Below are 23,929 nucleotides of genomic sequence, written 5' to 3'. Positions count from 1 at the left end.
AGGGCATGTCTTGACGCGCATGCCCTAACGTTCATGTCGCTATCAGGTGCGGCTGTTGTTGTAGGTCTCTTCGTTGAGCTCGCCTTCGCTTTTACCGACCAGGGTGGTGACCATCAGGTCGCCCGCCACGTTCACACTGGTGCGGGCCATGTCCAGGATGCGGTCGATACCGGCAACGACGGCGATGGCTTCCAGCGGCAGGCCAATCTGCGCCATCACGATCGACAGCATGATCAAGCCTGCGCCAGGCACCCCCGCGGTGCCAATCGAGGCCAGGGTGCCGGTGGCGACGATCATGGCGTAATCCACCATGGTGAGGTCCGTGCCGGTCATCTGGGCAATGAACAGTACCACCACCCCCTGGTAAAGCGCCGTGCCATCCATGTTGATGGTGGCCCCTACCGGCAGCACGAAGCCCGAGACGCCTTCCGATACCCCCAGATTTTTCTGGGCACAGCGAATGGACACCGGCAGCGTGCCCGCCGACGACGCCGAGGAAAACGCCACGACGATGGCATCGAGGCTGCCTTTCAGATAGCGCACCGGGTTCAGGCGGCCAATCAGCGAAATGAATCCGGAGTAGACCACCAGCACGTGCAGGATGCTGGCCAGATAGACCACGCCAATCAGCTTGGCCAGCGGCAGCAGGATCTCCAGCCCGTATTGCCCGGAGACGTGGGCGATCAAGCCGAACACGCCAAACGGGGCAAACGCCATGACCAGCCCGGTCAGCTTGTACATGGCCTCGGCGAAGCTGTCGAAGACCTTCATGACCGGCTCGCCTTTCTCACCGATCAGGGTCAGCGAAATGCCCAGGCCAATGGCAAACACGATGATTTGCATGATGTTGCCGTTGGCCAGCGCATCGATGGGGTTGCGCGGCACCAGATTGATCAGAATGGACATCAGCGATGGCGCCTCGTTGGGCGACACCTCTGCGTCGAAGCTCAACCCTACACCGGTGCCCGGCTGCAGCAGCGTCGACAGAATCAGGCCGATACTGATGGCAAAGGCCGTGGTCACCAGATACAGCGCGATGGTTCGCGCGCCGATACGGCCCATTTTCTGCGGGTCGCGCATGGAGGTGATACCCACCACCAGCGTCGAAAAGACCAGCGGCACGATCAGCATCATGATCGCGTTAATGAAAATATCACCCAGCGGCTTGAAGATGCTGGCCGTCTCGCCCAGCAACGCCCCGGCCAAGATACCCAGCGCCAGGCCCGCCAGAATTTTCTTCCACAGCGCGATACCGCGCCACCACGCAAACTTTCCCTGCTGTGCTGTTTCCTGCACTGCGATTCTCCTGTTAGGTCACCATTATTAGCGATTCGTAAAGCGAATCGTCGCGCACTCTACCACTTTTGGCTAATAAGAGGAGGTTGCAAGGCTGTGTTTGATTCTTTTTTAAGAGCATGGGTATAGATTTTAGCTTCATAAGGCACTGAGCTAATCAAGGCCTTATCTGAAACTTAAAAAGTAGATTTTCACCATTGATCAGGTGATATGCCAGTAACACGAGTATCTATTCTCCCTATGTAGATATTCATTCTGGACGGGGTACGACTTGAGTCGTTCTCGGCAGCGCGTGCCTTGGTAGTATTTTCTATCCGCACGCCCCGGGCGGGGCGCGACCGGTCACCCTTGCTGTGGTCGCAGACTATCCAGCAGTTTCTATCCGCACGCCCCGGGCGGGGCGCGACGCTATCGCGCAGCGCCTGCTCGGCCTCAATGCGCTTGGTTTCTGTCCGCACGCCCCGGGCGGGGCGCGACCATCGATGATGTGGTCTGGGGCAACGACAACTTCTGGTTTCTATCCGCACGCCCCGGGCGGGGCGCGACCTGGGGTGCATCTGTTTTCAGGATGGAGACCCGCGTGTTTCTATCCGCACGCCCCGGGCGGGGCGCGACCGGCGGCAGGCTACAGCCGCGAGCAATTCCAGCAAGTTTCTATCCGCACGCCCCGGGCGGGGCGCGACTTCATCACGGTGTAGCTCTGCGATGTAGCCATCGTTTCTATCCGCACGCCCCGGGCGGGGCGCGACTACTCCCGTAATGGTCGTGGTAGGGGTCTGAGCTGTTTCTATCCGCACGCCCCGGGCGGGGCGCGACATTACCAAATCCAGCTCCTGCCCACGCCCAGCGCGAGTTTCTATCCGCACGCCCCGGGCGGGGCGCGACGGGCGTAGCTGAACACATTGCCCAGGAGATCGAGCGTTTCTATCCGCACTCCCCGGGCGGGGCGCGACTGCCGCCGCGCTCGGGCGCGATGAACTCCCCGCCGTGTTTCTATCCGCACGCCCCGGGCGGGGCGCGACCGCACGGTGGCGGGTATGCAGGGCGTCATCATGGTTTCTATCCGCACGCCCCGGGCGGGGCGCGACGTCCTTGTCGGTGACTGCCTTGTCGATGACACCGTTTCTATCCGCACGCCCCGGGCGGGGCGCGACGGATTGATGCCTTTGAGGGCCGGGTCAGTCAGGCGGTTTCTATCCGCACGCCCCGGGCGGGGCGCGACCGTCAACGTGTACGGCAGGTATGCCCGCCGCATTGTTTCTATCCGCACGCCCCGGGCGGGGCGCGACGTTTCATGTCAGCCCCCCTTAGCGTCCAGACCGGCGTTTCTATCCGCACGCCCCGGGCGGGGCGCGACTTTGAGATGTAACACGACACCACTGGAGAAACACATGTTTCTATCCGCACGCCCCGGGCGGGGCGCGACCAAACGAGAGGTTTGATCTCATGGCATTACCCTTTGTTTCTATCCGCACGCCCCGGGCGGGGCGCGACGTGGTGGCCCGCGGGAGCTCTGCCATGTTGATCCGCGTTTCTATCCGCACGCCCCGGGCGGGGCGCGACAGTCGCGCATGAGTCGCCGCTTCCTGATGGAGAAGTTTCTATCCGCACGCCCCGGGCGGGGCGCGACTGCTGGGCCGATGTGCCTGCAAGTGGCGAGCACCAGTTTCTATCCGCACGCCCCGGGCGGGGCGCGACGCATGGCCGTGCTGTCGTTCCACAGAACGGGTGGTGTTTCTATCCGCACGCCCCGGGCGGGGCGCGACCAACCGGTAGGCGCGCGTGGCGTCGCGGCTGGGGCGGTTTCTATCCGCACGCCCCGGGCGGGGCGCGACGCCCACTGACGATTTGATCAGCTGGAAGTGGCTGCTGTTTCTATCCGCACGCCCCGGGCGGGGCGCGACCCGCGGCCGCGATGCGTCCATTGCCTGGGTCAAGTTTCTATCCGCACGCCCCGGGCGGGGCGCGACCTGACGGCCATGATGCGGTCGGCGCTGCGGTAGTTGTTTCTATCCGCACGCCCCGGGCGGGGCGCGACTAGTACGCCGTCAATGCCTCCGGCCAGCATATCGAAGTTTCTATCCGCACGCCCCGGGCGGGGCGCGACCGGTAATGTCGTCAACGTGGGTGCCGAAGCGGGCGTTTCTATCCGCACGCCCCGGGCGGGGCGCGACACAGGCGAGGGTGAGTTTACCGTCGATCAGTGCCGTGTTTCTATCCGCACGCCCCGGGCGGGGCGCGACTTGCCCACCCGCGCAACCTCCACCCCGTTGATTGTTTCTATCCGCACGCCCCGGGCGGGGCGCGACGCGGCTGATGGAGCTGCGCAAGATGTATCGCCGGGTTTCTATCCGCACGCCCCGGGCGGGGCGCGACTAACCCGCTGGTCGCTAACGTCCCGCAGCCGAAAGTTTCTATCCGCACGCCCCGGGCGGGGCGCGACCCGCGTGTTCGAAGGCTTCGGCATCAACATCGTGGTTTCTATCCGCACGCCCCGGGCGGGGCGCGACCATCGCGGCGCCGACAAGGCGCAGGCAATGCTAAGGTTTCTATCCGCACGCCCCGGGCGGGGCGCGACGCTCTGTGCAGGCGCTGAAAGGACAGCTCCAGCAGGTTTCTATCCGCACGCCCCGGGCGGGGCGCGACCCATCGAGCGCGAGGGAGCCACGCTCTGAAACAACTGTTTCTATCCGCACGCCCCGGGCGGGGCGCGACTTCAGGTGCGTGCATGCGCACGGCATAGCGCCCTCGTTTCTATCCGCACGCCCCGGGCGGGGCGCGACCGCCAGCGCCAAAAGGAGGCCGAGCGCCTGGCGGAGTTTCTATCCGCACGCCCCGGGCGGGGCGCGACTGCCTCGCAGGCTGGACATACCAATGCGGCGATGTTTCTATCCGCACGCCCCGGGCGGGGCGCGACGACTTCTGGTCTTTGGTCATCAGGCGCGTGCATGGGTTTCTATCCGCACGCCCCGGGCGGGGCGCGACCTGGTGGCCATGATGATGGGGGCCGAGTTGGGCTTGTTTCTATCCGCACGCCCCGGGCGGGGCGCGACGTTTCTGGAGGACACCATGCAGTGCGATTGCCAAACGTTTCTATCCGCACGCCCCGGGCGGGGCGCGACTTGCGGCGAATAGCGCTTTGCTCATGCTCTTGGCGAGTTTCTATCCGCACGCCCCGGGCGGGGCGCGACTTCAGGCGGGCGAGCTGCGTGGTGTCCAGGCGCTGGTTTCTATCCGCACGCCCCGGGCGGGGCGCGACGACTGGTCGGCACTGCGCATGTAGCTCTCATAGCCTGTTTCTATCCGCACGCCCCGGGCGGGGCGCGACCTCCCACTTCTTGGCACCAATGCCGAGTCGTGAGAGTTTCTATCCGCACGCCCCGGGCGGGGCGCGACGAAACATCGCCATACCCACGCTCGATATCGGTGCAGTTTCTATCCGCACGCCCCGGGCGGGGCGCGACTGCGCAGGAAGTCGGGCAGCTCCGCCTCCCTGAGGTTTCTATCCGCACGCCCCGGGCGGGGCGCGACCCGGTATCGGGCATCGCGGGGCAGTGATGGGGCGGTTTCTATCCGCACGCCCCGGGCGGGGCGCGACAGCAACGTCACCCTCGACCGCCGCCGCTCCCAAAAGTTTCTATCCGCACGCCCCGGGCGGGGCGCGACCTGGGGCGCAAGGTGCGCAGCCTGGAGCGGATCATGTTTCTATCCGCACGCCCCGGGCGGGGCGCGACGCGTCAGTTCTGATTTGCAGCGGTACCCACACTTGTTTCTATCCGCACGCCCCGGGCGGGGCGCGACTGGGGTTCTCGCCCACTGCGGCGGCGTTGTTGGTGTTTCTATCCGCACGCCCCGGGCGGGGCGCGACCCCAGACCCAGATCAACGCCATCGTGGCGCATCTGGTTTCTATCCGCACGCCCCGGGCGGGGCGCGACTTGGTGATGCCCTCCAGGCGGATCTTCTCGGGGCGGTTTCTATCCGCACGCCCCGGGCGGGGCGCGACGAGTCAGAGATGTTGGCTCAGTTCGGGCCGCCTTTGTTTCTATCCGCACGCCCCGGGCGGGGCGCGACGCTCAGCACTCACGCGTTGTGTGTACTGATACTGGTTTCTATCCGCACGCCCCGGGCGGGGCGCGACCGGTTGGCATACACCCCGTGGTCGCCGCAGTTACGGTTTCTATCCGCACGCCCCGGGCGGGGCGCGACTTGATGTGGGCGTACTTCCCTTCCATGCGGCGTGGTTTCTATCCGCACGCCCCGGGCGGGGCGCGACATGGCGTCAGCAATGCGGCCCTCCTGAATCAGATGTTTCTATCCGCACGCCCCGGGCGGGGCGCGACCTTCAGGGCTCCGACACCATCGCAGGCCAGACCGAGTTTCTATCCGCACGCCCCGGGCGGGGCGCGACGTCGTCAACATCAACAGCCCCGGTGGCGACGTGTTCGTTTCTATCCGCACGCCCCGGGCGGGGCGCGACTTCAGATTGTGAGCGGTGATCGAGGTGTAGATGATGTTTCTATCCGCACGCCCCGGGCGGGGCGCGACGGTTGATGCGTAGCACGCTGTTGGCGTGGTCGTATTCGTTTCTATCCGCACGCCCCGGGCGGGGCGCGACCTGTTCGCCGTGTATGGCCAAGCCGACCCAATCATCGTTTCTATCCGCACGCCCCGGGCGGGGCGCGACGTCAGCCAGACACCCTCGTACCAAACATCACGCATTGTTTCTATCCGCACGCCCCGGGCGGGGCGCGACACGACGGCATGCTGGATATACCGCCCACCGGCGCAGTTTCTATCCGCACGCCCCGGGCGGGGCGCGACCGGGAATGGATGAACAGGCACTGGCCAGAATGGTGTTTCTATCCGCACGCCCCGGGCGGGGCGCGACCCTTCATTGATCTCGGTGACACGCACACCATGGTGTTTCTATCCGCACGCCCCGGGCGGGGCGCGACCTCAAGCGCTTCCAGCGTTTGGGCATCCACGGTATCGTTTCTATCCGCACGCCCCGGGCGGGGCGCGACCTCTCTGCGAAACGCCACCGCGCATCATCGGGGTGTTTCTATCCGCACGCCCCGGGCGGGGCGCGACTCTTGTCGACCAGGCGCTGAACTAGGGCCGGTGAGTTTCTATCCGCACGCCCCGGGCGGGGCGCGACCTGCGCCGAAACCCCGAGCAGCTCCACACCTTCGTGTTTCTATCCGCACGCCCCGGGCGGGGCGCGACCGAATCGATACGCTGGCCTAGCGCCTCATCCGCTGTTTCTATCCGCACGCCCCGGGCGGGGCGCGACCCACCTGCGTTGCCAGCGAGCTGTACTGGTCGGTACGTTTCTATCCGCACGCCCCGGGCGGGGCGCGACATGTGTGGGAGTGGGTGCGTGGCTTCAAGATGGTGTTTCTATCCGCACGCCCCGGGCGGGGCGCGACGTACTCGTCTATCCAGCGCTCCACCCCTTCCAGGTTTCTATCCGCACGCCCCGGGCGGGGCGCGACTGCCGAATCTCCACTATCTGAGCATTCAGCGCGCGTTTCTATCCGCACGCCCCGGGCGGGGCGCCCGAGTTCGACAGATAGAAGCGTAAGCCACTGATTAACCTGAAAACGCGTTTTCAAAATTGGCACTACAAGCGAGATGCAGTCGGTGCCGGCAGGCCAATCGCTTCGAAAAGGTCGCGTTGTTCAGGCTTCAGTTTGGTCAAGCCGCTCGCCGTCTCGCGACGGTGCAGCAGGACCTGGTGGAACTGAATCTTGCGGGCAATTTCCAGTGCCCGCGTCGGTGACAAGGGGTGATCGCTGGCCTTCAACCGCATTCGTAGCACCCGGTAAAGCACCAGCGCGAGGAAGCAGATCAGCGCATGGGCGCGGATACGATCCGGCAGCCGGTGGTAGACCGGTGCGATCTCGATGTCGCTCTTCAGCACCCGGAAGCCGCGCTCGATGTCTGCCAGCGCCCGGTAGCGCTCTACGATCTCCTGCGGGTCGTGGTCGGCCATGTTGGTGACCAGCAGCAGCTTGCCGTCCATCATCCTGGCGCGATCGAGCGCCCGCTGATCCAGGACATAGTTGAACGTCTCGGCGGTCAGATCGACCTTCAGGATATGCCCGAGGTGAGCGTCGGTGACGGCCTTGTAGAACCTGGCGGTGACGCCGGCATCCGAGAGCTTTCTGCCACGATAGCGCCGCCCGGCATCCTGATTGTCCAGTTTCTCGAACCACTGGCGCGCATCGGCCTGCAGCGCCTCGATCTTCTGATCGCGTGCCGCCGTCTGCGCCTTCGCGACCTCCGGCCGGTGCGCCACGATCAGCCGATGGTCCTGCCATGCCATCTCGCCGTAGGCTTCGCGTTCGGCGTCCTGGCAATGCGTCTGGTGAAACGCCTTCAGCAGCGCATCGAACTCGCCATAACGGCGTCCCGGCACCGCCAGGATAAATTCCAGAGGGCGACCCTCGATACGTACGGCGGACAGGGCGGCCAGATTGTCCAGCGAGAGCAGGCCACGGTCGGCGACCAGCACAACTCGACTCACGTTGAAGCGCTTGACCACCGTTTCGATGGTCGGCAGCAACGTGCGGGTTTCCGCGACATTGCCATCGAAGACTTCGTGGTGAATGGGCAAGCCTTCCGCCGTCTGCACGACACCGAGCATGAACTGGCGGGCGATGCCGCCCTCCTTCGAGGGACCGTATTGACGGAGATCACCGTCGAGTGAGGTACTGCCTTCTGCCCGAATCGTGGTGAGGTCGTAGAAGACGATCGAGAGTTCCTGGTCGATCAGTGGCTTGAGCTGCTGTGCCAGAACGTCATTGAGAGCTTCGCTGCAGTCCGACAGGGTATCCATGGTGCGCAGCAGATGCTGGTGACTGATCGAGGCCGTGTCGACGTCGGGCACCAGTACATCTTCCAGCCAGCGCAGCACCCCGAGCTTGGATTCCGGATCACACAGCCGATTGAACACCATGACCCGCAGCAGCCGCTCGGCATCGAACTGGCGCTTGCTACGCAAGACACGCCGGAAGGCGTCATCCAGGCCGAGCTCTTTCCAGAGTGACGTCAGCAGCCAGGTATCACCCACGGAACGCGCCGGCGCGAAGTCGGTCTCGCCGGTGCCTTCCTCGAGCGTCGGCTGGCCGGTGACGCGCAGCAGGCCATTGATCAGCGCGCTGGACTCCCCGGCGGTGACGGCTTCCAGGCGTCCCAGCGTCGCGATCACGCGTTGGCGCGGCTTGCCGGCCTCGTCGCGATAAGACTCGACGAGCTTCACGTAGCGGCGCGGACCGGATTTGGTGACTTTGACAAACATGTCACTACGATAGACCTCCCAATCTATGTCTGGCAAGACATCAAGAGAAAAACGTGTCACTACAAAGAATTCGGCAAGAGATGGCTAAGCTACTGAATTCTCATGCCATGAGTGCCGATTTCAGGCCGAAATCGGGCTGGAAGTGTCGAACTCGGGGGGCGCGACCATTACGTTGATGTTGCTACGCGCGAGATAAAGGAGTTTCTATCCGCACGCCCCGGGCGGGGCGCGACTTGCCACGCCGCCTTACGGAGATAATAGACAGTGTTTCTATCCGCACGCCCCGGGCGGGGCGCGACGCCTGTTGCATCGCTGAGGACAGAGCCTCGTTTGCTGTTTCTATCCGCACGCCCCGGGCGGGGCGCGACTGGGCGGCGTGGCGGCTGACGCTAAGACGCCGGAGTTTCTATCCGCACGCCCCGGGCGGGGCGCGACGCCAACATCGTGCTGGACGCACTGGACCAGTACGTGTTTCTATCCGCACGCCCCGGGCGGGGCGCGACCTGGACGCTCGCTAAATCGCCCGCGAACTGCGTTTGTTTCTATCCGCACGCCCCGGGCGGGGCGCGACCGAAGCACAAGGATCGCCACTACGTGACCAACGAAGTTTCTATCCGCACGCCCCGGGCGGGGCGCGACCTGGCGGCAGATCGTCACCGTCATTGACGCGATGGTTTCTATCCGCACGCCCCGGGCGGGGCGCGACGCCGGACCTGCCCGCACTGGACGCCCTGCGCATCGTTTCTATCCGCACGCCCCGGGCGGGGCGCGACGAGCCGGTCACCAGCATGCGTGACGTTTGGTATGTTTCTATCCGCACGCCCCGGGCGGGGCGCGACGCTCCATGCCGTCCATGGCTTGCGGCTCCCAGTGGTTTCTATCCGCACGCCCCGGGCGGGGCGCGACGTTTTGACGGCGCCGCTTTGGGGCCAACGCAAAGGTTTCTATCCGCACGCCCCGGGCGGGGCGCGACGCGCCTGGATAACTTCGTGTTCCAGGGAGCTGCCAGTTTCTATCCGCACGCCCCGGGCGGGGCGCGACCCGCGTGTTCGAAGGCTTCGGCATCAACATCGTGGTTTCTATCCGCACGCCCCGGGCGGGGCGCGACGCCGATTAACCCCCCGTCTGTGACGTTGCATAAGGTTTCTATCCGCACGCCCCGGGCGGGGCGCGACCCCGTCAATATCCGGCCCTCCAATTGGCTCATGCAGTTTCTATCCGCACGCCCCGGGCGGGGCGCGACATGCCACCCAGCAAATCAGCCAGCTCACCAAGGCTGTTTCTATCCGCACGCCCCGGGCGGGGCGCGACGCCCGGGCTCACGACCAGACGCCGAGGCGCGCCGCGTTTCTATCCGCACGCCCCGGGCGGGGCGCGACGAGAGGGTGGGCGACCCCGGCGGCTTCGAGATCATGTTTCTATCCGCACGCCCCGGGCGGGGCGCGACCATTACGTTGATGTTGCTACGCGCGAGATAAAGGAGTTTCTATCCGCACGCCCCGGGCGGGGCGCGACACCTGGTTGAGCGGCAACGGCGTGGGGTGCCAGCGGTTTCTATCCGCACGCCCCGGGCGGGGCGCGACCGCTGATGGTGGCCGTTTCGGCAGCGGCGACGTCGTTTCTATCCGCACGCCCCGGGCGGGGCGCGACATTAGCTCACGTGAGCCGTAGACCGAATGCGGGTAGTTTCTATCCGCACGCCCCGGGCGGGGCGCGACGGCGTACCGATTGCGCCGTGCCACGGCGGCGGTGTTTCTATCCGCACGCCCCGGGCGGGGCGCGACGCTGCCAACGCTCGGCGGGGCAGCCATCCGGGGGGTTTCTATCCGCACGCCCCGGGCGGGGCGCGACGCGTAGCGCTCGACCAAACTGGCGTGGGCGGTGGAGTTTCTATCCGCACGCCCCGGGCGGGGCGCGACGCTGGAAGCGCGATTGGTACAGCTGATTTGGAAAGTTTCTATCCGCACGCCCCGGGCGGGGCGCGACTGACGGCGCGGGCGGCTTCGTTGACCCTTTGGCGTTTCTATCCGCACGCCCCGGGCGGGGCGCGACCACGCCACCGGGTTTGCCTTGGCCATGGGCTAGCTGTTTCTATCCGCACGCCCCGGGCGGGGCGCGACGCTCGATGCCAGTGCCACGAGTCCCGCCCCCGGCGTTTCTATCCGCACGCCCCGGGCGGGGCGCGACGCGAAACGCCTGGCGGCTCAAGAGCGGGTGCGGGATGTTTCTATCCGCACGCCCCGGGCGGGGCGCGACGGAGCGGGCGAAGGCGCCTTCGCCGACGTTGTAAACGTTTCTATCCGCACGCCCCGGGCGGGGCGCGACCCCAGCAAGGCGGCGGCCTGACCCATAACGGCAAGTTTCTATCCGCACGCCCCGGGCGGGGCGCGACCTTTGTAGCGGCCAACGAAATTGGCCTTCTGCTTGCCGTTTCTATCCGCACGCCCCGGGCGGGGCGCGACGTGGCGCGGCCTTGACGCTCTCGGTGGTGATTTCGTTTCTATCCGCACGCCCCGGGCGGGGCGCGACCCCAGCGGGCCGCTGGCGCCGTGGCCGAGGCCATGTTTCTATCCGCACGCCCCGGGCGGGGCGCGACATGACCCAGCCCACCCACACCCACCGCGAAAGCGGTGGGTTTCTATCCGCACGCCCCGGGCGGGGCGCGACACACCGACAACGCCACCCTGGGGCGCATCTTCCGGAGTTTCTATCCGCACGCCCCGGGCGGGGCGCGACGCCCTGCAGCAGTTGATCATTCACTCACCCGTTGATGTTTCTATCCGCACGCCCCGGGCGGGGCGCGACCTGGCTGGTATCTCGGGCAGGCTGGCCAGGGTGGGTTTCTATCCGCACGCCCCGGGCGGGGCGCGACCGGCTGGCCGTTCAAAAGCTGAGGGCAGGCGCATGTTTCTATCCGCACGCCCCGGGCGGGGCGCGACATCTCGGCAGTGTAGCGGTGGTTATAGCTCACGCTGTTTCTATCCGCACGCCCCGGGCGGGGCGCGACAATTTGATCAGCACACAAGCGCTCGGCAGATTTACGTTTCTATCCGCACGCCCCGGGCGGGGCGCGACATGGGCCGCTTCGCCACCCGTGACACAGGCGTGGGTTTCTATCCGCACGCCCCGGGCGGGGCGCGACAACTCTGCGCGCTCGCTCTTTTTGCGGCGCTTATTGTTTCTATCCGCACGCCCCGGGCGGGGCGCGACCGCGGAGCATATCGAGGTTCTGCTGCCCGCCAGTGTTTCTATCCGCACGCCCCGGGCGGGGCGCGACGTTCCTGGTAGGCGGCGGTGCTGAGGCCGAAGACGTTTCTATCCGCACGCCCCGGGCGGGGCGCGACGCGTGCCATGGCGCCGTCGACTTCCAGATTCACCTTGTTTCTATCCGCACGCCCCGGGCGGGGCGCGACCTTCGCATTGTTCGCTTGGCGGCAGATGATTGAGCAGTTTCTATCCGCACGCCCCGGGCGGGGCGCGACAGGCCTGTCTTCTCGATCACGTCCTGAGTGGTCAGGTTTCTATCCGCACGCCCCGGGCGGGGCGCGACGTCGGCCAGGTGCGTGAGCTCGGCGAAGCCGGCGTAGTTTCTATCCGCACGCCCCGGGCGGGGCGCGACTGTTCTGTTTATAACATCATGAAAAATAAAAGCAAAAAGACATGCTTCTGCGAAACACTGAGCATTAGCCGATTTTTGCTTGATGCAAAAGAGTGAGCGAAAATTTTGTTATTAAAATCAATTTATTAAAGAGCTGCGAACCTGACGGGGTTTGGCAAGACAATTGGGGTTCGCAAACAAGAGAAACATTAGAAAACTAAAGGGCCATTCATGTCTAAGGCAGGCTTGGCGCCAATATGTTCGATGCGGTTTTTCCAATTTCGGCCTAAGAAGTAGAAGCGTAAGCTGTCTACCTCGTCATCAATCAAGTCGATCAAGCGTTGACGAAAGCGTACCCATTGATCGGGGTCGACTTCAATTTCAAACACGGAAAACTGTACTCGCTGCCCTACATCTCGACACGCTTTTGCCACTCGCCGCAGCCTGCCTTCACCGCCGTCTGAAGAGGTGCTGACATCGTAACTGACCAGTACCATCATAATATTGCCCTCAGTACGTTATTTCCAAAGGAAAGGTGGGTAAGCGTCCAGGTCGCCCCGCAGGTGGCGTGCCATCAGCTGAGCTTGCAGTATGGGCAGCATACCTATAGGTGTTTTTTCATCAATAAACGTATGCAACAGATCTTCACGTTTTCGCTCTTGGTAAGCAGCCAGAACCCGCTTGCGAGCATCATCTGTCATAACGACGCCATTGCTTTCTGTAATGATGAAGTCCTTTTCTCGTAGCTGGCGTCGATTTATAAGTGAAAGGGCTAGACGGTCACCTAACAAAGGCCGGAACTCTTCAGCAAGGTCTAATGCAAGGCTTGGGCGACCTGGGCGATCACGATGCAAAAAGCCTACGGCGGGGTCTAAGCCTACGCTTTCTAGCGCTGAACGGCAGTCATGAGTCAGCAGTGTATAAAGAAACGACAACAAAGCATTAACACGATCACGAGGAGGGCGGCGATTACGTCCTTTAAACTCAAAAGCATTGCCTTCTTGGCGCACTAATGAATTGAAGACGCTGAAATATACTTGAGCGGCTTCGCCTTCCAAGCCTCGTAGCTCATTGGTTGTGGCAGGTTGCAATAGATTACGTGCGATTCGGCTTAACCGATCACGAGCCGCTTCCAGGCGCTGGTGATCATGAGGTGGCATCTTGCTGCCATAATCGCGAATGGCCCGGGCGAGAACAGCGCGCTGATTATGGACTTTACCAATCAAAAGGCTACTGACCAGGCTAGAACAGGAGGCTTCGTTATCACTGACACGATATTGGGTGCGCCTGAGTAACACATTGCCAGAGACGGGGCCTTCAATGCGCGCCAAGAATTTCCCGTTCGGTGACAGGTGGGTGATGGTAACGCCTTGTTCAGCGCAGAATCCCATTAACGGCGGGGATACAAGCACACGCCCAAAGCATACAAGGGACTCCAGCATATGAATGGGAAGCCTGGCGCGCTCTTTCCCTTCTACCTGCATGACAATGTTAGCGCCTTCTTTTTTAAGCCAAGCACCTTCGGTAGTGATGTACAGTGAGTTTAATTGTCGTCGCATTGGCGTTACTCATCCAGGGCATCAAGTTGACGGGTAAGCCATTGGCTTGCGGAGCGCTGCTTGCTAAACACTTGAGGTTGGCAAATATCGACAAGGGAGCAGTGATCACACTTTTTGGCATCGTAAATCGCTGGCGGTGTCTGCTGCTCATCAAAAATAGCGCGGGTTTGTTCAATGATGCGAAGAGTTAACGTGCGTAGAGCGTTATCAAAGGCGACTTCTTTGCGCCGACGTGTTTTGCCATAAAATAGCGCGCCAGAGTCTATGTGAGTATCTAACATTTCTTCCAGGCAGAGTGCTTGAGCGCAAAGTTGTACCTCATCCGCTCGGTGCGCTTTAGGTCGCCCGCGTTTGTACTCAATAGGCCGGACTGTCAGAGGCAATTGACGCTCATCAAACTCTACAATATCGGCAATACCGCTCAAGCCCAGCTGTTCACTTGCCAAAGGCAAGGCCATGGAAGTGTGTACGCCCCGGCGACGCTGATGCCCCAACTGGTCAGCGCGTTCGTGTAACAAACGACCTTCGGCAGTGTAGCGGTTTTCTGCCCATTGCTGCTCTACATGAATCAGCGCGCATTGACGCGGGCAGAACAGCGTATGCTGCAGAGCCGAAAGCGGAATGGGGCGTGCCTCTTCTTCCATGGCGTTTCACCTATAGGTGTTCTTCTACCGCCACACCAGGCGGCAGTGACTCGCTAGCAATATGAACCTGATAGTCGCTGTAGTGGCGTGCCGGTGTATCTTCTTTCCCTTCAATACGCTTCACTTGAACACTATCGAAGAGCACATGGGCGGGCGCGTTACCCATAGGGTGGTCATGCTTGAAAACAACGAGTTTTCTGGTGGACATCTCGCCGCGAGCAGCAGAGCGGTCGTGTTCAAACATATTGATTAGTGAACGCCATAGAAGGGCTAAATCGTCTTCTGAAAAGCCGGTGCGTTCAGCTAATTTTGCAGATATGTAGCCGTGTACGCGGTACAGGCCATAAGGAATGATGTGCTTGCGCCCCATGGTGCGCTCTTTTTCAAGATCCTTTTCGTTGGTAACCGCCATACGGGTAATGGAGACTTCCATGGGAATGACGGGATCGATAGAGCTGGCAAAGGCCACCTGAACAGGGCCGCGTACTTGGCCGGAGTTTACCTCGGTTGTCATGACAGCACCGAAGGTGCGAACGTCGAAAAAGTTATTACACATCCATTCGGTAACTTGGCGCGCTTTTTCTGCTTCTTTGGGAAGCTTTTTAGATTCAGGTTTAATGTCTAACGCTTCATAGGCTTTTTTATGCTGGTTGTTGAGCACTGACTTTTCTTGCATATAAATGGCATAGCCAGCGTCGTGTTCTTTTTCGAGCGCGACGTAGTTACGAATTTTACGTTTTAGGCACACATCTGTGATAAGCCCCTGGTTGGTCTCTGGGTCGAGTCGGGGCAGGTTTCCTGCATCAGGGTCGCCGTTGGGATTGCCGTTGGTGACATCAAATAAAAGGACAAATTCATAACGATTGGCAATGGTGCTCATTCCGAGTCTCCCTGTTCCGATTGTTCATCGCTATTCGCGTTATCTTTTTTAGCGAATCGCGTTTGTGATTGATGGTAGTAGCCAATGGCAAATCGCCCTTGTTCTTCGATACGTAGGCTGCGTGGGAAGGTATCGCCCAGCCCGTCAATAATTTGGCTGATTTCGCTTTCAATCGTGTATGCAATACCACCTTTATCTTTTTTACGCATGGATGAAAGGTGGTTCTGCACATTGCGCAGCAGCATAGGGAAAACGCTGGCGGGCGTCGCAGAGGCGGCACCGTAGTAGCGATCCTTAATGGTGGCATTCAACTCTCTACCAAGTGCACCACGTTGAGCGTTTTCTAATTCGGCAAATAAGCGGCCCAATAGGTAACCTGGATGGGTGGAGCTTTTATCAAGACTCACGGAAACCTCCTGTTTATTCGAGTTTGAGTGCATGGCCAAGCGAGCCTCTCGGGCTAATACTGCCTTGCAAAGAGCGACGCGTAAGCCGTTGATATTGCCATCACTGCGAAAACGCATAACAACATTGGTAAGTAGCGGTCGGGGATAGCGCTGCCCGGTGATAATGGAGCGCATCATTTCGCCAGCAAGCTGGGGCAGTACGTCTTCTGATTTCGGGCGCGCGCCATGAATAGGCGCTGTTTGCAGGGTTAGCCACCAAACGCTGGGGGCAATGCCTTTCCATGGTGCAGGTTGGATATCTAGATCTCGGTAATGCTGGGCATAATGCTTGGTTAAGTGTTCCAGGCTATCAACTAGCCAAAAACGAACGGATAGACGAGCGGCATTGGGAGCGAGGCCCAGTACGTAAAATTGCGTTTCGGGTTCTAGCTCCGGAGCCACATCTGTTAGCGGGCGGCCATCCGCTACCTGGGCAAGTAGCGAGCCTAGTTTGCTGGCTTCCTGTTCATCACTGGGTGGTTGGTTGAGTACTGCAAAAAAACTTTCCGCTGCCTGTGCAGCCTGTGACGTTTGCGCATTTGCCCAAAACACTAGTGTGGTATCACCTATTTGCAGGCGTTGTTGGTTGTCTGCATCGCCACGTAGTAGATAGTTAAGCGCCGTTGTATAGCCAAAAATTGCTGATGTGGAGATTGCCGCGTTTTGATTTTTACGAAATCCGTAAGACTCATACGACTCGCTATTAAACGAGACGAGCGAAGCACCTGACGACTGTGCGTCTCTAACGCCTTTAATGGCTGGATGGTCAGTGCCTAGGACAGCGTCTTCACCGGTGATTAAGCATTGCCCATGAATGCCGGTATTTTCTTCGAGTACAGCACTCCAGATTCGGCTAGCATCATCATTTTCATGCAGGTATTGTCGTTTTCCGTCTAGCCGAAAAATAATGTTGCTATCTAGTACCTCCTCGCTGTAACCGGGCAACGAGGATAGCTTTTCAGGGTGCCATTGATCCAAGAACTTCAAAAAGGCCAGGAGTGACTTGTCATCACTGTTACGAAAAAGGTCAAATTGGCGAGCTTTGAAGGCTGAATGTTCATCGATTAAGCGTTTGCCTTCTCCGGCTGTTACCCCTAATGAGTAAGCAGTTTTATCCCAAAGTGGGTAAGCATGAATGCCTGATGTGCGCCGTTTATCAACGGGCACCTTGTAGGTTCGGGCGCGGGGCTTTTTGCCTGAGGTGTCACGTAGATCATCAATCTGCTGCGGCACACCATTTTGATCGAAGGCTAGGGCAAAACTGATTTTTTCTGAACTAAAGCCGGGCAGTGGTACTTTGCTTTCCTTAGAGAGCCGCTGATAGTAGTCATTGAGGGCGGTCAATATCATGCGAGGGTCTCCTGGAAGGGAGGCACTTCAATCACGCCATCTTGCATCTTGGCGCGGAAAAATCGCGATGTCTTGCCGTTTGCAAAGTCAATATCGTGCAGCATATAGCCAAGGTCTTTCTCACCGATTAATGCGGGGTCAAAAGATGGAAGAGGCTGTTCGGGTTCAATGAGTGCAAAATTCGCTGGGAATTCACGGGTGCCCATGCAGGGAGTGTGAAAGCATTGGCCCTGGCGGGCGCGGCGATTGAAAATATCCAGGTGTTTGCCGGGGGTGTCGCTATCATCCGCACGTGGGGTAAATTCAAAGTGCGCCTCAATCACGTAAGCTACATTGTGTAAAATGGTGGCGGCGCGCTGTTGACGGTTCTGGTCAACAAAATAGGCCACATCATCAACGCGGCCCGCTTTCATTGCTTTTGTTACAGAAGCGGCTGATAGCTTGCCGCCGACTTCATTGCGCCGCAGCGACTCAAATCGGATGGGCTTGAGTACATGGATACGGTCTACGCACCAGCGAATGGCGGGTTTCCAGTGGATGGCTTCCAGAATGCCGCGTGCCGCCGAGGGTGTAATCACATCATAGGATACACGCTCTACTTTCATCTCTGGCCGCGTAAAGCAGGCCCTGTCACCCCAGATATGCAGTCGAACTCCGTATGACATAATGATGCCTTTTTATTGAATTTAATCCGCGCCCCCTGAGGGGCGACTTGTTTATAGCATTAATTTCCAAAGGAAAGTTTCAACCCGCTCCTACTATTGAAGCCAAGACCTGAACCCTAGTGCTGCACAGGCCAAGCTAAGTAGAGAGACTATCCAAGATGGTTTGAAAGGACATTTGACCTCCAAAGTGACGTAGCCTTGCTGAATTTTGCAAAGCAGAAACCAGTTGCTATCTTCGGTTTTTCTGTCATTACCTTTGGATGAGTGCATAAGGCCCCCTCGGCTCTTGTTAGAAGCAGCTTAGGGCAGCTCTATTTTAATTTCAACTTCTTTCCGTTGGATATTAAAAAATAAGGCTTTCGGCTCGCATAAAGGTTGGGTCGCTCCAGTTTAACCCTAGCGAATCATCGTAGAGGTCTTCATTGACCAGCAGCATGAATTGGTCATTAAATTTATCCGGCTCGATAGACGCAATGGCACCGACTTTTTCCAGGGCTCTAAAGCCGTTATGAGGCACTTGCACTGTATAGAGTTGCAGTTTTCGGGCGATCCCGCCAGGGCTTGTGGCAAAGGCGAGATCTTTAATCGCTTTGCGAGCTTCATCGTCTCTGGGAATAATGACACTTCGTTGATTATTGTCGATGAGGCGAAATTTCTGTTCGAGGGTTTCAAAGGGCAGGCCGTCAAGCCGCCCTTTTTCAATCAGCGAGAGCAGTTGGTGCTTGTCGAGTTGGTCAGGCCCTTGCTGCCAGTAAAGTAGCGTGAAATACGCCTCTATCGCTTCAAGCGAGAGTGGGTCGTGGCCGTGCTGGCGTAGTACTTCACGAGTGGCTTGGGCGAACTGTTTTAGCTCGGGCGGCGGCGCCCACTCCTCATTGGCAGTGGCAAAAATACGCACTTCGCTCTCTTCGGCGGTTCGTTTGCCTTCACGGTTACAGCGCCCTGCGGCCTGGGCAATAGAGTCAAGCCCCGCTTCGGCGCGCAGAACCCTCGGAAAGTCTACATCAACGCCCGCTTCTATTAATGACGTAGATACCACCCGGCATGGGTTGCCTTCTTTAAGTGTTTCACGAATACGCTGTAATACCTGTCGCCGATGAACGGCGCACATAGCGGTGGTCAGATGAAAAGCGCCTGGCTGATCGGCGATGGATTCATACAAGGCTCTGGCGTGGCGGCGGTTATTGACGATGCATAGTACCTGATTGGCGCCCAAGAGTTCGTCGCGCAACTGGTCGTCATCTAAGCAGCCAATATGCTTTACCGCCACTCGTTGTAATGCTTGATAGAGGTTTATTGGATCTGGGGCTAGCTCCTCAACGTCTTTGAAGCCGCCCGTGAAGCTGCGGGCTGCGTCATTAGTTTCAAGCAGGGCGGGTTGGGTAGCAGTGCAGAGCACAATGCTGGCGTGATAATTCAGCGCGAGTTCATCCAGTGCGGCAACACTTGGTCGTAGCAAGGGCAGGGGCATTGTCTGTGCTTCATCCAGAATGACGACGCTACGGGAAATATTATGTAGTTTGCGGCAGCGTGATGTTTTAGCGGCAAAGAGGCTTTCCAGGAACTGCACCGATGTTGTCACGATAATCGGTGCGTCCCAGTTCTCACTGTCGCGTCTGAGTTTATCAAGACTATTCCTGTCGTCTTTGAAAGCTTTTTCAGCATCAAAGGTGCTGTGGTGTTCGAGTACTGCATCAGGGCCATATTTGCCCAGTGCCTTCCGAAACACCGCCGCGTTCTGCTCGACGATACTGGTGAAGGGGATAACGTAGATAACGCGATCCATGCCATGGGTGATGGCGTGATCCAGGGCGAAGGCGAGAGAGGCCAAGGTTTTGCCGCCACCAGTGGGCACCGTGAGGCTGAAACAGCCAGGTCGCATCCCCGCTTTGTTACGTACCTCACGCAGGATATGTCCACGTAATTGGTTAATGCCTTTTTCGGTATCGAAGGTTTCCAAGTTTTGATTGAGCGAGTCGCGAAGCAGCACTAGCGAAGCGCCGCCACCGCGTTGCCGTGCTAAGCCGGTTTCATGCTGGGCGTAGAAGGTTTCGGTATCGATATAGTCTGCATCGACCAAGCATGAAAAGAGCATTCTGGTGAGGAACGCGAGCTGAAAGAAGCCTCGTTCTGGACGTTGGGTAAATGCACCAGAAGGACGTAGCTCTTTTGGAAGCGTAAGCGCATCTTGCCAGGCGTTATCTAGCGCAGGGATATCCGCTTTAAGGCGTTCACTAAGCGGGGAGCGTTCGCCTGAATCACGGCCATTGGCAAGCCCTGCATGATGACCTGCAATACAGTAGGCAAGTAGATCGCCGACCCCTCCTTTGAAGCGTTGTTTCGCGACAATAGCGCCAGCAGTAGAGTGATCGACACGTTCTGGAGAGCCTTCCAGCCGCCGTTGAAAAGGCGTGCTGTATTTACCTAAATCGTGTAACAGGCCTGCTGCATATCCTGCTTCTGCCATGTCGAAGCGTTCAGCACGGGCTGCAGCCATACGAGCGACATAATGCAAGTGATCTTCTAGTGTTTGCCAAGCTTCCTTGCCTGTTTCGGGAAGCGAGTGTGCGTAGTAGAAAGTGGGAGATGTTGTCATTATGGTTGCTCAGTATGGTGAGGCTTTGCACTACCTTAGCTTTAAAATGCAGCGTTTTGCTATAGCCAAACGCCTACAATCTTCATGTCCGCTTTTCCCTCGCACAATGGCCATGGCTCCCGTCCGCGCTTTTGCCTACAATGGTTGCCTTTGTCGCGCCCTGGGCGGCGCGTGTCATTGAATTCTGGCCAAGGGATACCTCATGCTCGATCCGAAACTGCTGCGCGGTGATCTGGAGACGACGGCGCAACAACTGGCCCGGCGGGGCTTCGAACTCGATACAGCGGCACTGCAGGCGCTGGAGTCGCGCCGTCGTGAGTTGCAGACTCAGACCGAGCAGCTGCAAAACGAGCGCAACATGCGCTCCAAGGCGATTGGCAAGGCCAAGGCCAATGGCGAAGACATCCAGCCGCTGCTGGATGAAGTAAGTGACCTGGGCGACCGCCTGGACAAGGCCAAGAAAGAGTTGGCTGAGGTGCAGGAGGAGTGGGACGATGCCATCAGCGGTATTCCGAACCTGCCCCATGACAGCGTGCCGGAAGGCAAGAACGAAGACGACAACGTCGAGTTGCACCGCTGGGGCGCGCCCCGGGAGTTCGACTTCGAGGTGTTGGACCACGTGGACCTGGGCAAGCGTTCGGGCTATCTGGATTTCGAACTGGCAGCCAAGCTGACCGGGGCGCGGTTTGCTGTCATGCGTGGGCCGATTGCGCGTCTGCATCGTGCACTGGCCCAGTTCATGCTGGATACGCAAACCCAGCAGCATGGTTATGAAGAGTGCTATGTGCCCTACATGGTGAACCGCGATTCGCTGATGGGAACGGGGCAACTGCCGAAATTTGGCGAAGACCTGTTCAAGCTCGACGATGAGCGAGAGTACCACTTGATTCCCACTTCCGAGGTGCCGCTGACCAACTTTGTGCGCGACGAGATCGTCGAGCTGTCGGCGCTACCCATGAAGCTGACCGCCCATACGCCGTGTTTCCGTAGTGAAGCGGGCGCTTATGGGCGCGATACCCGGGGCATGATTCGCCAGCACCAGTTCGACAAAGTCGAAATGGTGCAAATCGTCGAGCCCGACAAGAGCTACGCGGCGCTGGAGGAGATGCGCGAGCATGCCGAGGCGATCCTGCAGGCTCTGGAGCTGCCTTACCGGGTCGTAACGCTCTGTACAGGGGATATGGGCTTTGGGGCAGCGAAAACCTACGACCTGGAAGTGTGGCTGCCCAGCCAGAACACCTATCGGGAAATTTCGTCGGTCTCCAACTGCGAAGACTTCCAGGCGCGTCGCATGCAGGCCCGCTACCGTCACCCGGATTCGAAAAAGCCGCTGCTGCTGCATACCCTGAACGGCTCGGGGCTGGCGGTAGGGCGGTGCCTGCTGGCGGTATTGGAGAACCACCAGCAGGCGGATGGCTCGATTAGCGTGCCGGCGCCTCTTCAGCCCTATCTGGGCGGCCAGGAGCGTCTTGCCCTGTAATGGCCCACTCGACGTTCACGCCAGCATCGATGCGAATGGTGCCGGGGCGATAGTCGCTGGCTGAGCCGCTACCCATGGCATCACTTTCGGCCCGCATGGCCATCATGCGTGGCTGGAAGCTGGGTGCCTGGGTCTCTTCGATACGCTGGACATGGCCCAGCTCCACGCCAAGGGTGGTGGCCATCAGGTCTGCCTTGTGGCGGGCCTTCTCCAGTGCTTTGGTCAATGCTTCATCGGTGGCGGCGTCACGGTCGTGCAGGTCAAACTGCACACCATCCAGGGCATTGACCCCCGCGCCGATCAGCGCGTCCAGCACATCCCCCAGCTGTTCGATGTCAGCCAGTTCGACGCTGAACGGGCGTTCGAGGCGCGTACGCATCAGGTTCTCCTGCTCGCCATTGTCACTACGTGGGCCTGCCACGTACTCAGGGTAGACGTTGAGCGAGCCCGCCGTGATGGCGCGCTGCTCGATGCCCGCTTCCTCGATGGCCGCAATCAGCTCACTGGCGCGCTGCTCCAGCCGCTGCCGAGCGCCGCTCAGCTCATCGCTTTGGGTGTCTTCCAGGGCAGACACGGCGGGAGTGTTTTCCCACAGGCGTGCGCTGAGCGTCGCCTTGTCGGGCTCGACTTCGACCCACGACTGCGCTTGCACGAAGACGCCAGAGGGTGGGGGGGCCGCCTGGCTGATGGGGGCGACCAATAGCGCGAGCAGGGCGCCTCCCAGCACGCCATGACGAAAGCGTTTGACAGGGTGGCGCAGCCGATTGACGGAGTTGAGCTGGGTGTTCATGGGGTCACTTCCTTGCTGAGAGAGCCAATGTGTTGTGAGTGTGTTGTGAGAGTGAGTGTTGGGTCATTGCCCGCAGCTTTTGAAGCAGAGATACACGGAAAGTTCACAGGCTAATGAGTCGTGATGACGTCTTTCTCAATAGGTGCACGGTTTGTGCATTGTCACGCCAGCAGCCATTATGTAGGGATAACATGCTAAGGATCGGGCTATGTCGAAGTTGTCAGATGAGGATTATCGCAGTATTCCACTTAACGCTACCCTGGCGCTGGCCGCGCTGGTGGTCATCGTTGCCGGAATGAAAGTAGGTGCTGATCTGCTGGTGCCTTTGCTATTGGCGGTGTTCATTGCGGTGGTGTGCACGTCGCCAGTGCAGTGGCTGCATGGCTGGGGGCTGAGTCGGCGTACGGCAGCCATGCTGACGCTGCTGGTGCTACTGGCCTTCATTTCCCTGATTGGCCTGCTGGTGGTCAACAGCTTCGGCACTTTCGTGGAAGCGCTGCCGGACATCGAGGCGCGCTTGTACGAGCATTACTGGAATTTGCTCAATACGCTGGCGTCCCATGGCTTGGCGATCAACCCGGAGCAGCTGAGCTCGGTGTTTGCCATGGAAGACGATGGCTCATGGGTTGCCATGCTGCTGGGCGAGCTGGGTTCACTGTTCATGCAGGGCACCATCGTGGCGCTGTTGGTGATCTTCATGCTGTTCGAGACGCTGCACTTTCGTGACAAGGTCTCGCGCGCCCTGGAAAACCCTGCGCCCAGCCTGAAGCGTTTCAGCGAGTTCAGCTTGACCCTGAAGCGTTATCTGGCCGTGAAAACGGCCATCAGCCTGGCTACTGGTGTTCTGGTGTGGCTTTCCTGCCTGATGGTAGGGGTCGATTTTCCGCTGCTCTGGGGGGTGTTGGCCTTTGCCCTCAACTTCATTCCCAACATTGGCTCTGCTCTGGCGGCCATTCCTCCTGTCTTGCTGCTGCTGGTGTCTCAGGATGGCGGTGTGCTGCAGGCATTCATGCTGGCGTCGGCCTATTTGGTCATCAACTTCATCCTGGGCAATCTGGTCGAGCCTCGGGTCATGGGGCAAGCGCTGGGGCTATCCACCTTCGTGGCGTTTCTTTCTCTGGTGGTGTGGGGCTGGATTTTCGGCGCGGCGGGCATGCTGCTGTCGGTGGTGCTGACCATGACGCTCAAGATTGCCTTGGACAGTCATCCACAAACGCGCTGGATGGCGCACCTGTTAGGGCCTGGCAAGCAGCGCCGTTCGACTCTTCAGCCGGGCGATGCGCGGCGGCCACCGCTTAAGCGGGACAAGCAGGAACAGTAG

12 protein-coding genes and 2 CRISPR repeat arrays are annotated in these 23,929 nt (G+C 59.9%); of the genes, 2 read left to right on the top strand and 10 right to left on the bottom strand.

The genetic code is table 11. From position 1 onward, the window contains the following. Nucleotides 1-42: 42 nt before the first annotated feature. The 9 genes from KVY02_RS11365 to KVY02_RS11325 form a co-directional block, all read right to left on the bottom strand. Nucleotides 43-1,296 carry a dicarboxylate/amino acid:cation symporter gene (locus tag KVY02_RS11365; RefSeq protein WP_039180974.1) on the bottom strand — a complete coding sequence of 418 codons (1,254 nt, stop codon included), beginning with the start codon at nt 1,294-1,296 and terminating at the stop codon, nt 43-45. A gap of 306 nt (nt 1,297-1,602) precedes the next feature. Next, nucleotides 1,603-6,859: direct repeats of the CRISPR family, unit length 33 nt; unit sequence GTTTCTATCCGCACGCCCCGGGCGGGGCGCGAC. A 61-nt stretch (nt 6,860-6,920) separates the two neighbouring features. Beyond that, on the bottom strand, nt 6,921-8,600 hold the full coding sequence (locus KVY02_RS11360; RefSeq protein WP_100732333.1) for an IS1634 family transposase: 1,680 nt from the start codon (nt 8,598-8,600) through the stop codon (nt 6,921-6,923). Nucleotides 8,601-8,732: 132 nt separating this feature from the next. Next, nucleotides 8,733-12,219: a CRISPR direct-repeat array (repeat unit 33 nt; unit sequence GTTTCTATCCGCACGCCCCGGGCGGGGCGCGAC). Nucleotides 12,220-12,407: 188 nt separating this feature from the next. Next, the gene (cas2, locus tag KVY02_RS11355) at nt 12,408-12,698 is read right to left on the bottom strand and encodes a CRISPR-associated endonuclease Cas2 (RefSeq protein WP_096922671.1); all 291 of its coding nucleotides are present in this window, start codon (nt 12,696-12,698) and stop codon (nt 12,408-12,410) included. 18 nt (nt 12,699-12,716) lie between these two features. Then, entirely contained in the window at nt 12,717-13,757 is a 1,041-nt protein-coding gene (gene cas1c, locus KVY02_RS11350) for a type I-C CRISPR-associated endonuclease Cas1c (RefSeq protein ID WP_081138317.1), read from the bottom strand. Between the two features lie 5 nt (nt 13,758-13,762). Then, the gene (cas4, locus tag KVY02_RS11345) at nt 13,763-14,401 is read right to left on the bottom strand and encodes a CRISPR-associated protein Cas4 (protein WP_081138319.1); all 639 of its coding nucleotides are present in this window, start codon (nt 14,399-14,401) and stop codon (nt 13,763-13,765) included. 10 nt (nt 14,402-14,411) lie between these two features. Then, a complete protein-coding gene (gene cas7c / locus KVY02_RS11340; protein ID WP_081138321.1) occupies nt 14,412-15,281 on the bottom strand; it encodes a type I-C CRISPR-associated protein Cas7/Csd2 in 870 nt (289 codons plus the stop codon). Beyond that, the gene (gene cas8c / locus KVY02_RS11335) at nt 15,278-17,077 is read right to left on the bottom strand and encodes a type I-C CRISPR-associated protein Cas8c/Csd1 (RefSeq protein WP_218313560.1); all 1,800 of its coding nucleotides are present in this window, start codon (nt 17,075-17,077) and stop codon (nt 15,278-15,280) included. Before cas8c ends, cas7c begins: the two co-directional genes overlap by 4 nt. After that, nucleotides 17,074-17,742 (bottom strand): type I-C CRISPR-associated protein Cas5c, encoded by a 669-nt coding sequence (cas5c, locus tag KVY02_RS11330; protein WP_081138325.1) that lies wholly within the window; start codon nt 17,740-17,742, stop codon nt 17,074-17,076. The genes cas8c and cas5c overlap by 4 nt, the downstream gene beginning before the upstream one ends. 343 nt (nt 17,743-18,085) lie before the next feature. Continuing rightward, entirely contained in the window at nt 18,086-20,338 is a 2,253-nt protein-coding gene (locus tag KVY02_RS11325; protein WP_218313559.1) for a CRISPR-associated endonuclease Cas3'', read from the bottom strand. Between the two features lie 202 nt (nt 20,339-20,540). Here KVY02_RS11325 and serS point away from each other — a divergent pair, with 202 nt between their 5' ends. Next, nucleotides 20,541-21,818: a serine--tRNA ligase gene (gene serS / locus KVY02_RS11320; RefSeq protein WP_218313558.1), complete on the top strand. Its 1,278-nt coding sequence runs from the start codon at nt 20,541-20,543 to the stop codon at nt 21,816-21,818. Here the strand turns inward: serS and KVY02_RS11315 are convergent. Continuing rightward, nucleotides 21,760-22,608 carry an SIMPL domain-containing protein gene (locus tag KVY02_RS11315; RefSeq protein WP_218313557.1) on the bottom strand — a complete coding sequence of 283 codons (849 nt, stop codon included), beginning with the start codon at nt 22,606-22,608 and terminating at the stop codon, nt 21,760-21,762. The genes serS and KVY02_RS11315 overlap by 59 nt on opposite strands. 208 nt (nt 22,609-22,816) lie before the next feature. On the opposite strand from KVY02_RS11315, the gene KVY02_RS11310 reads away from it, so the two are divergent. Further along, on the top strand, nt 22,817-23,929 hold the full coding sequence (locus KVY02_RS11310) for an AI-2E family transporter (protein ID WP_081138329.1): 1,113 nt from the start codon (nt 22,817-22,819) through the stop codon (nt 23,927-23,929).

It is taken from the genome of Halomonas sp. 18071143 (assembly GCF_019211725.1).
Taxonomy (GTDB): Bacteria; Pseudomonadota; Gammaproteobacteria; order Pseudomonadales; family Halomonadaceae; genus Vreelandella; species Vreelandella stevensii.
The sequence above is the reverse complement of the archived record's forward strand: the minus strand, read 5'-3'. Positions and strand labels throughout refer to the sequence as shown.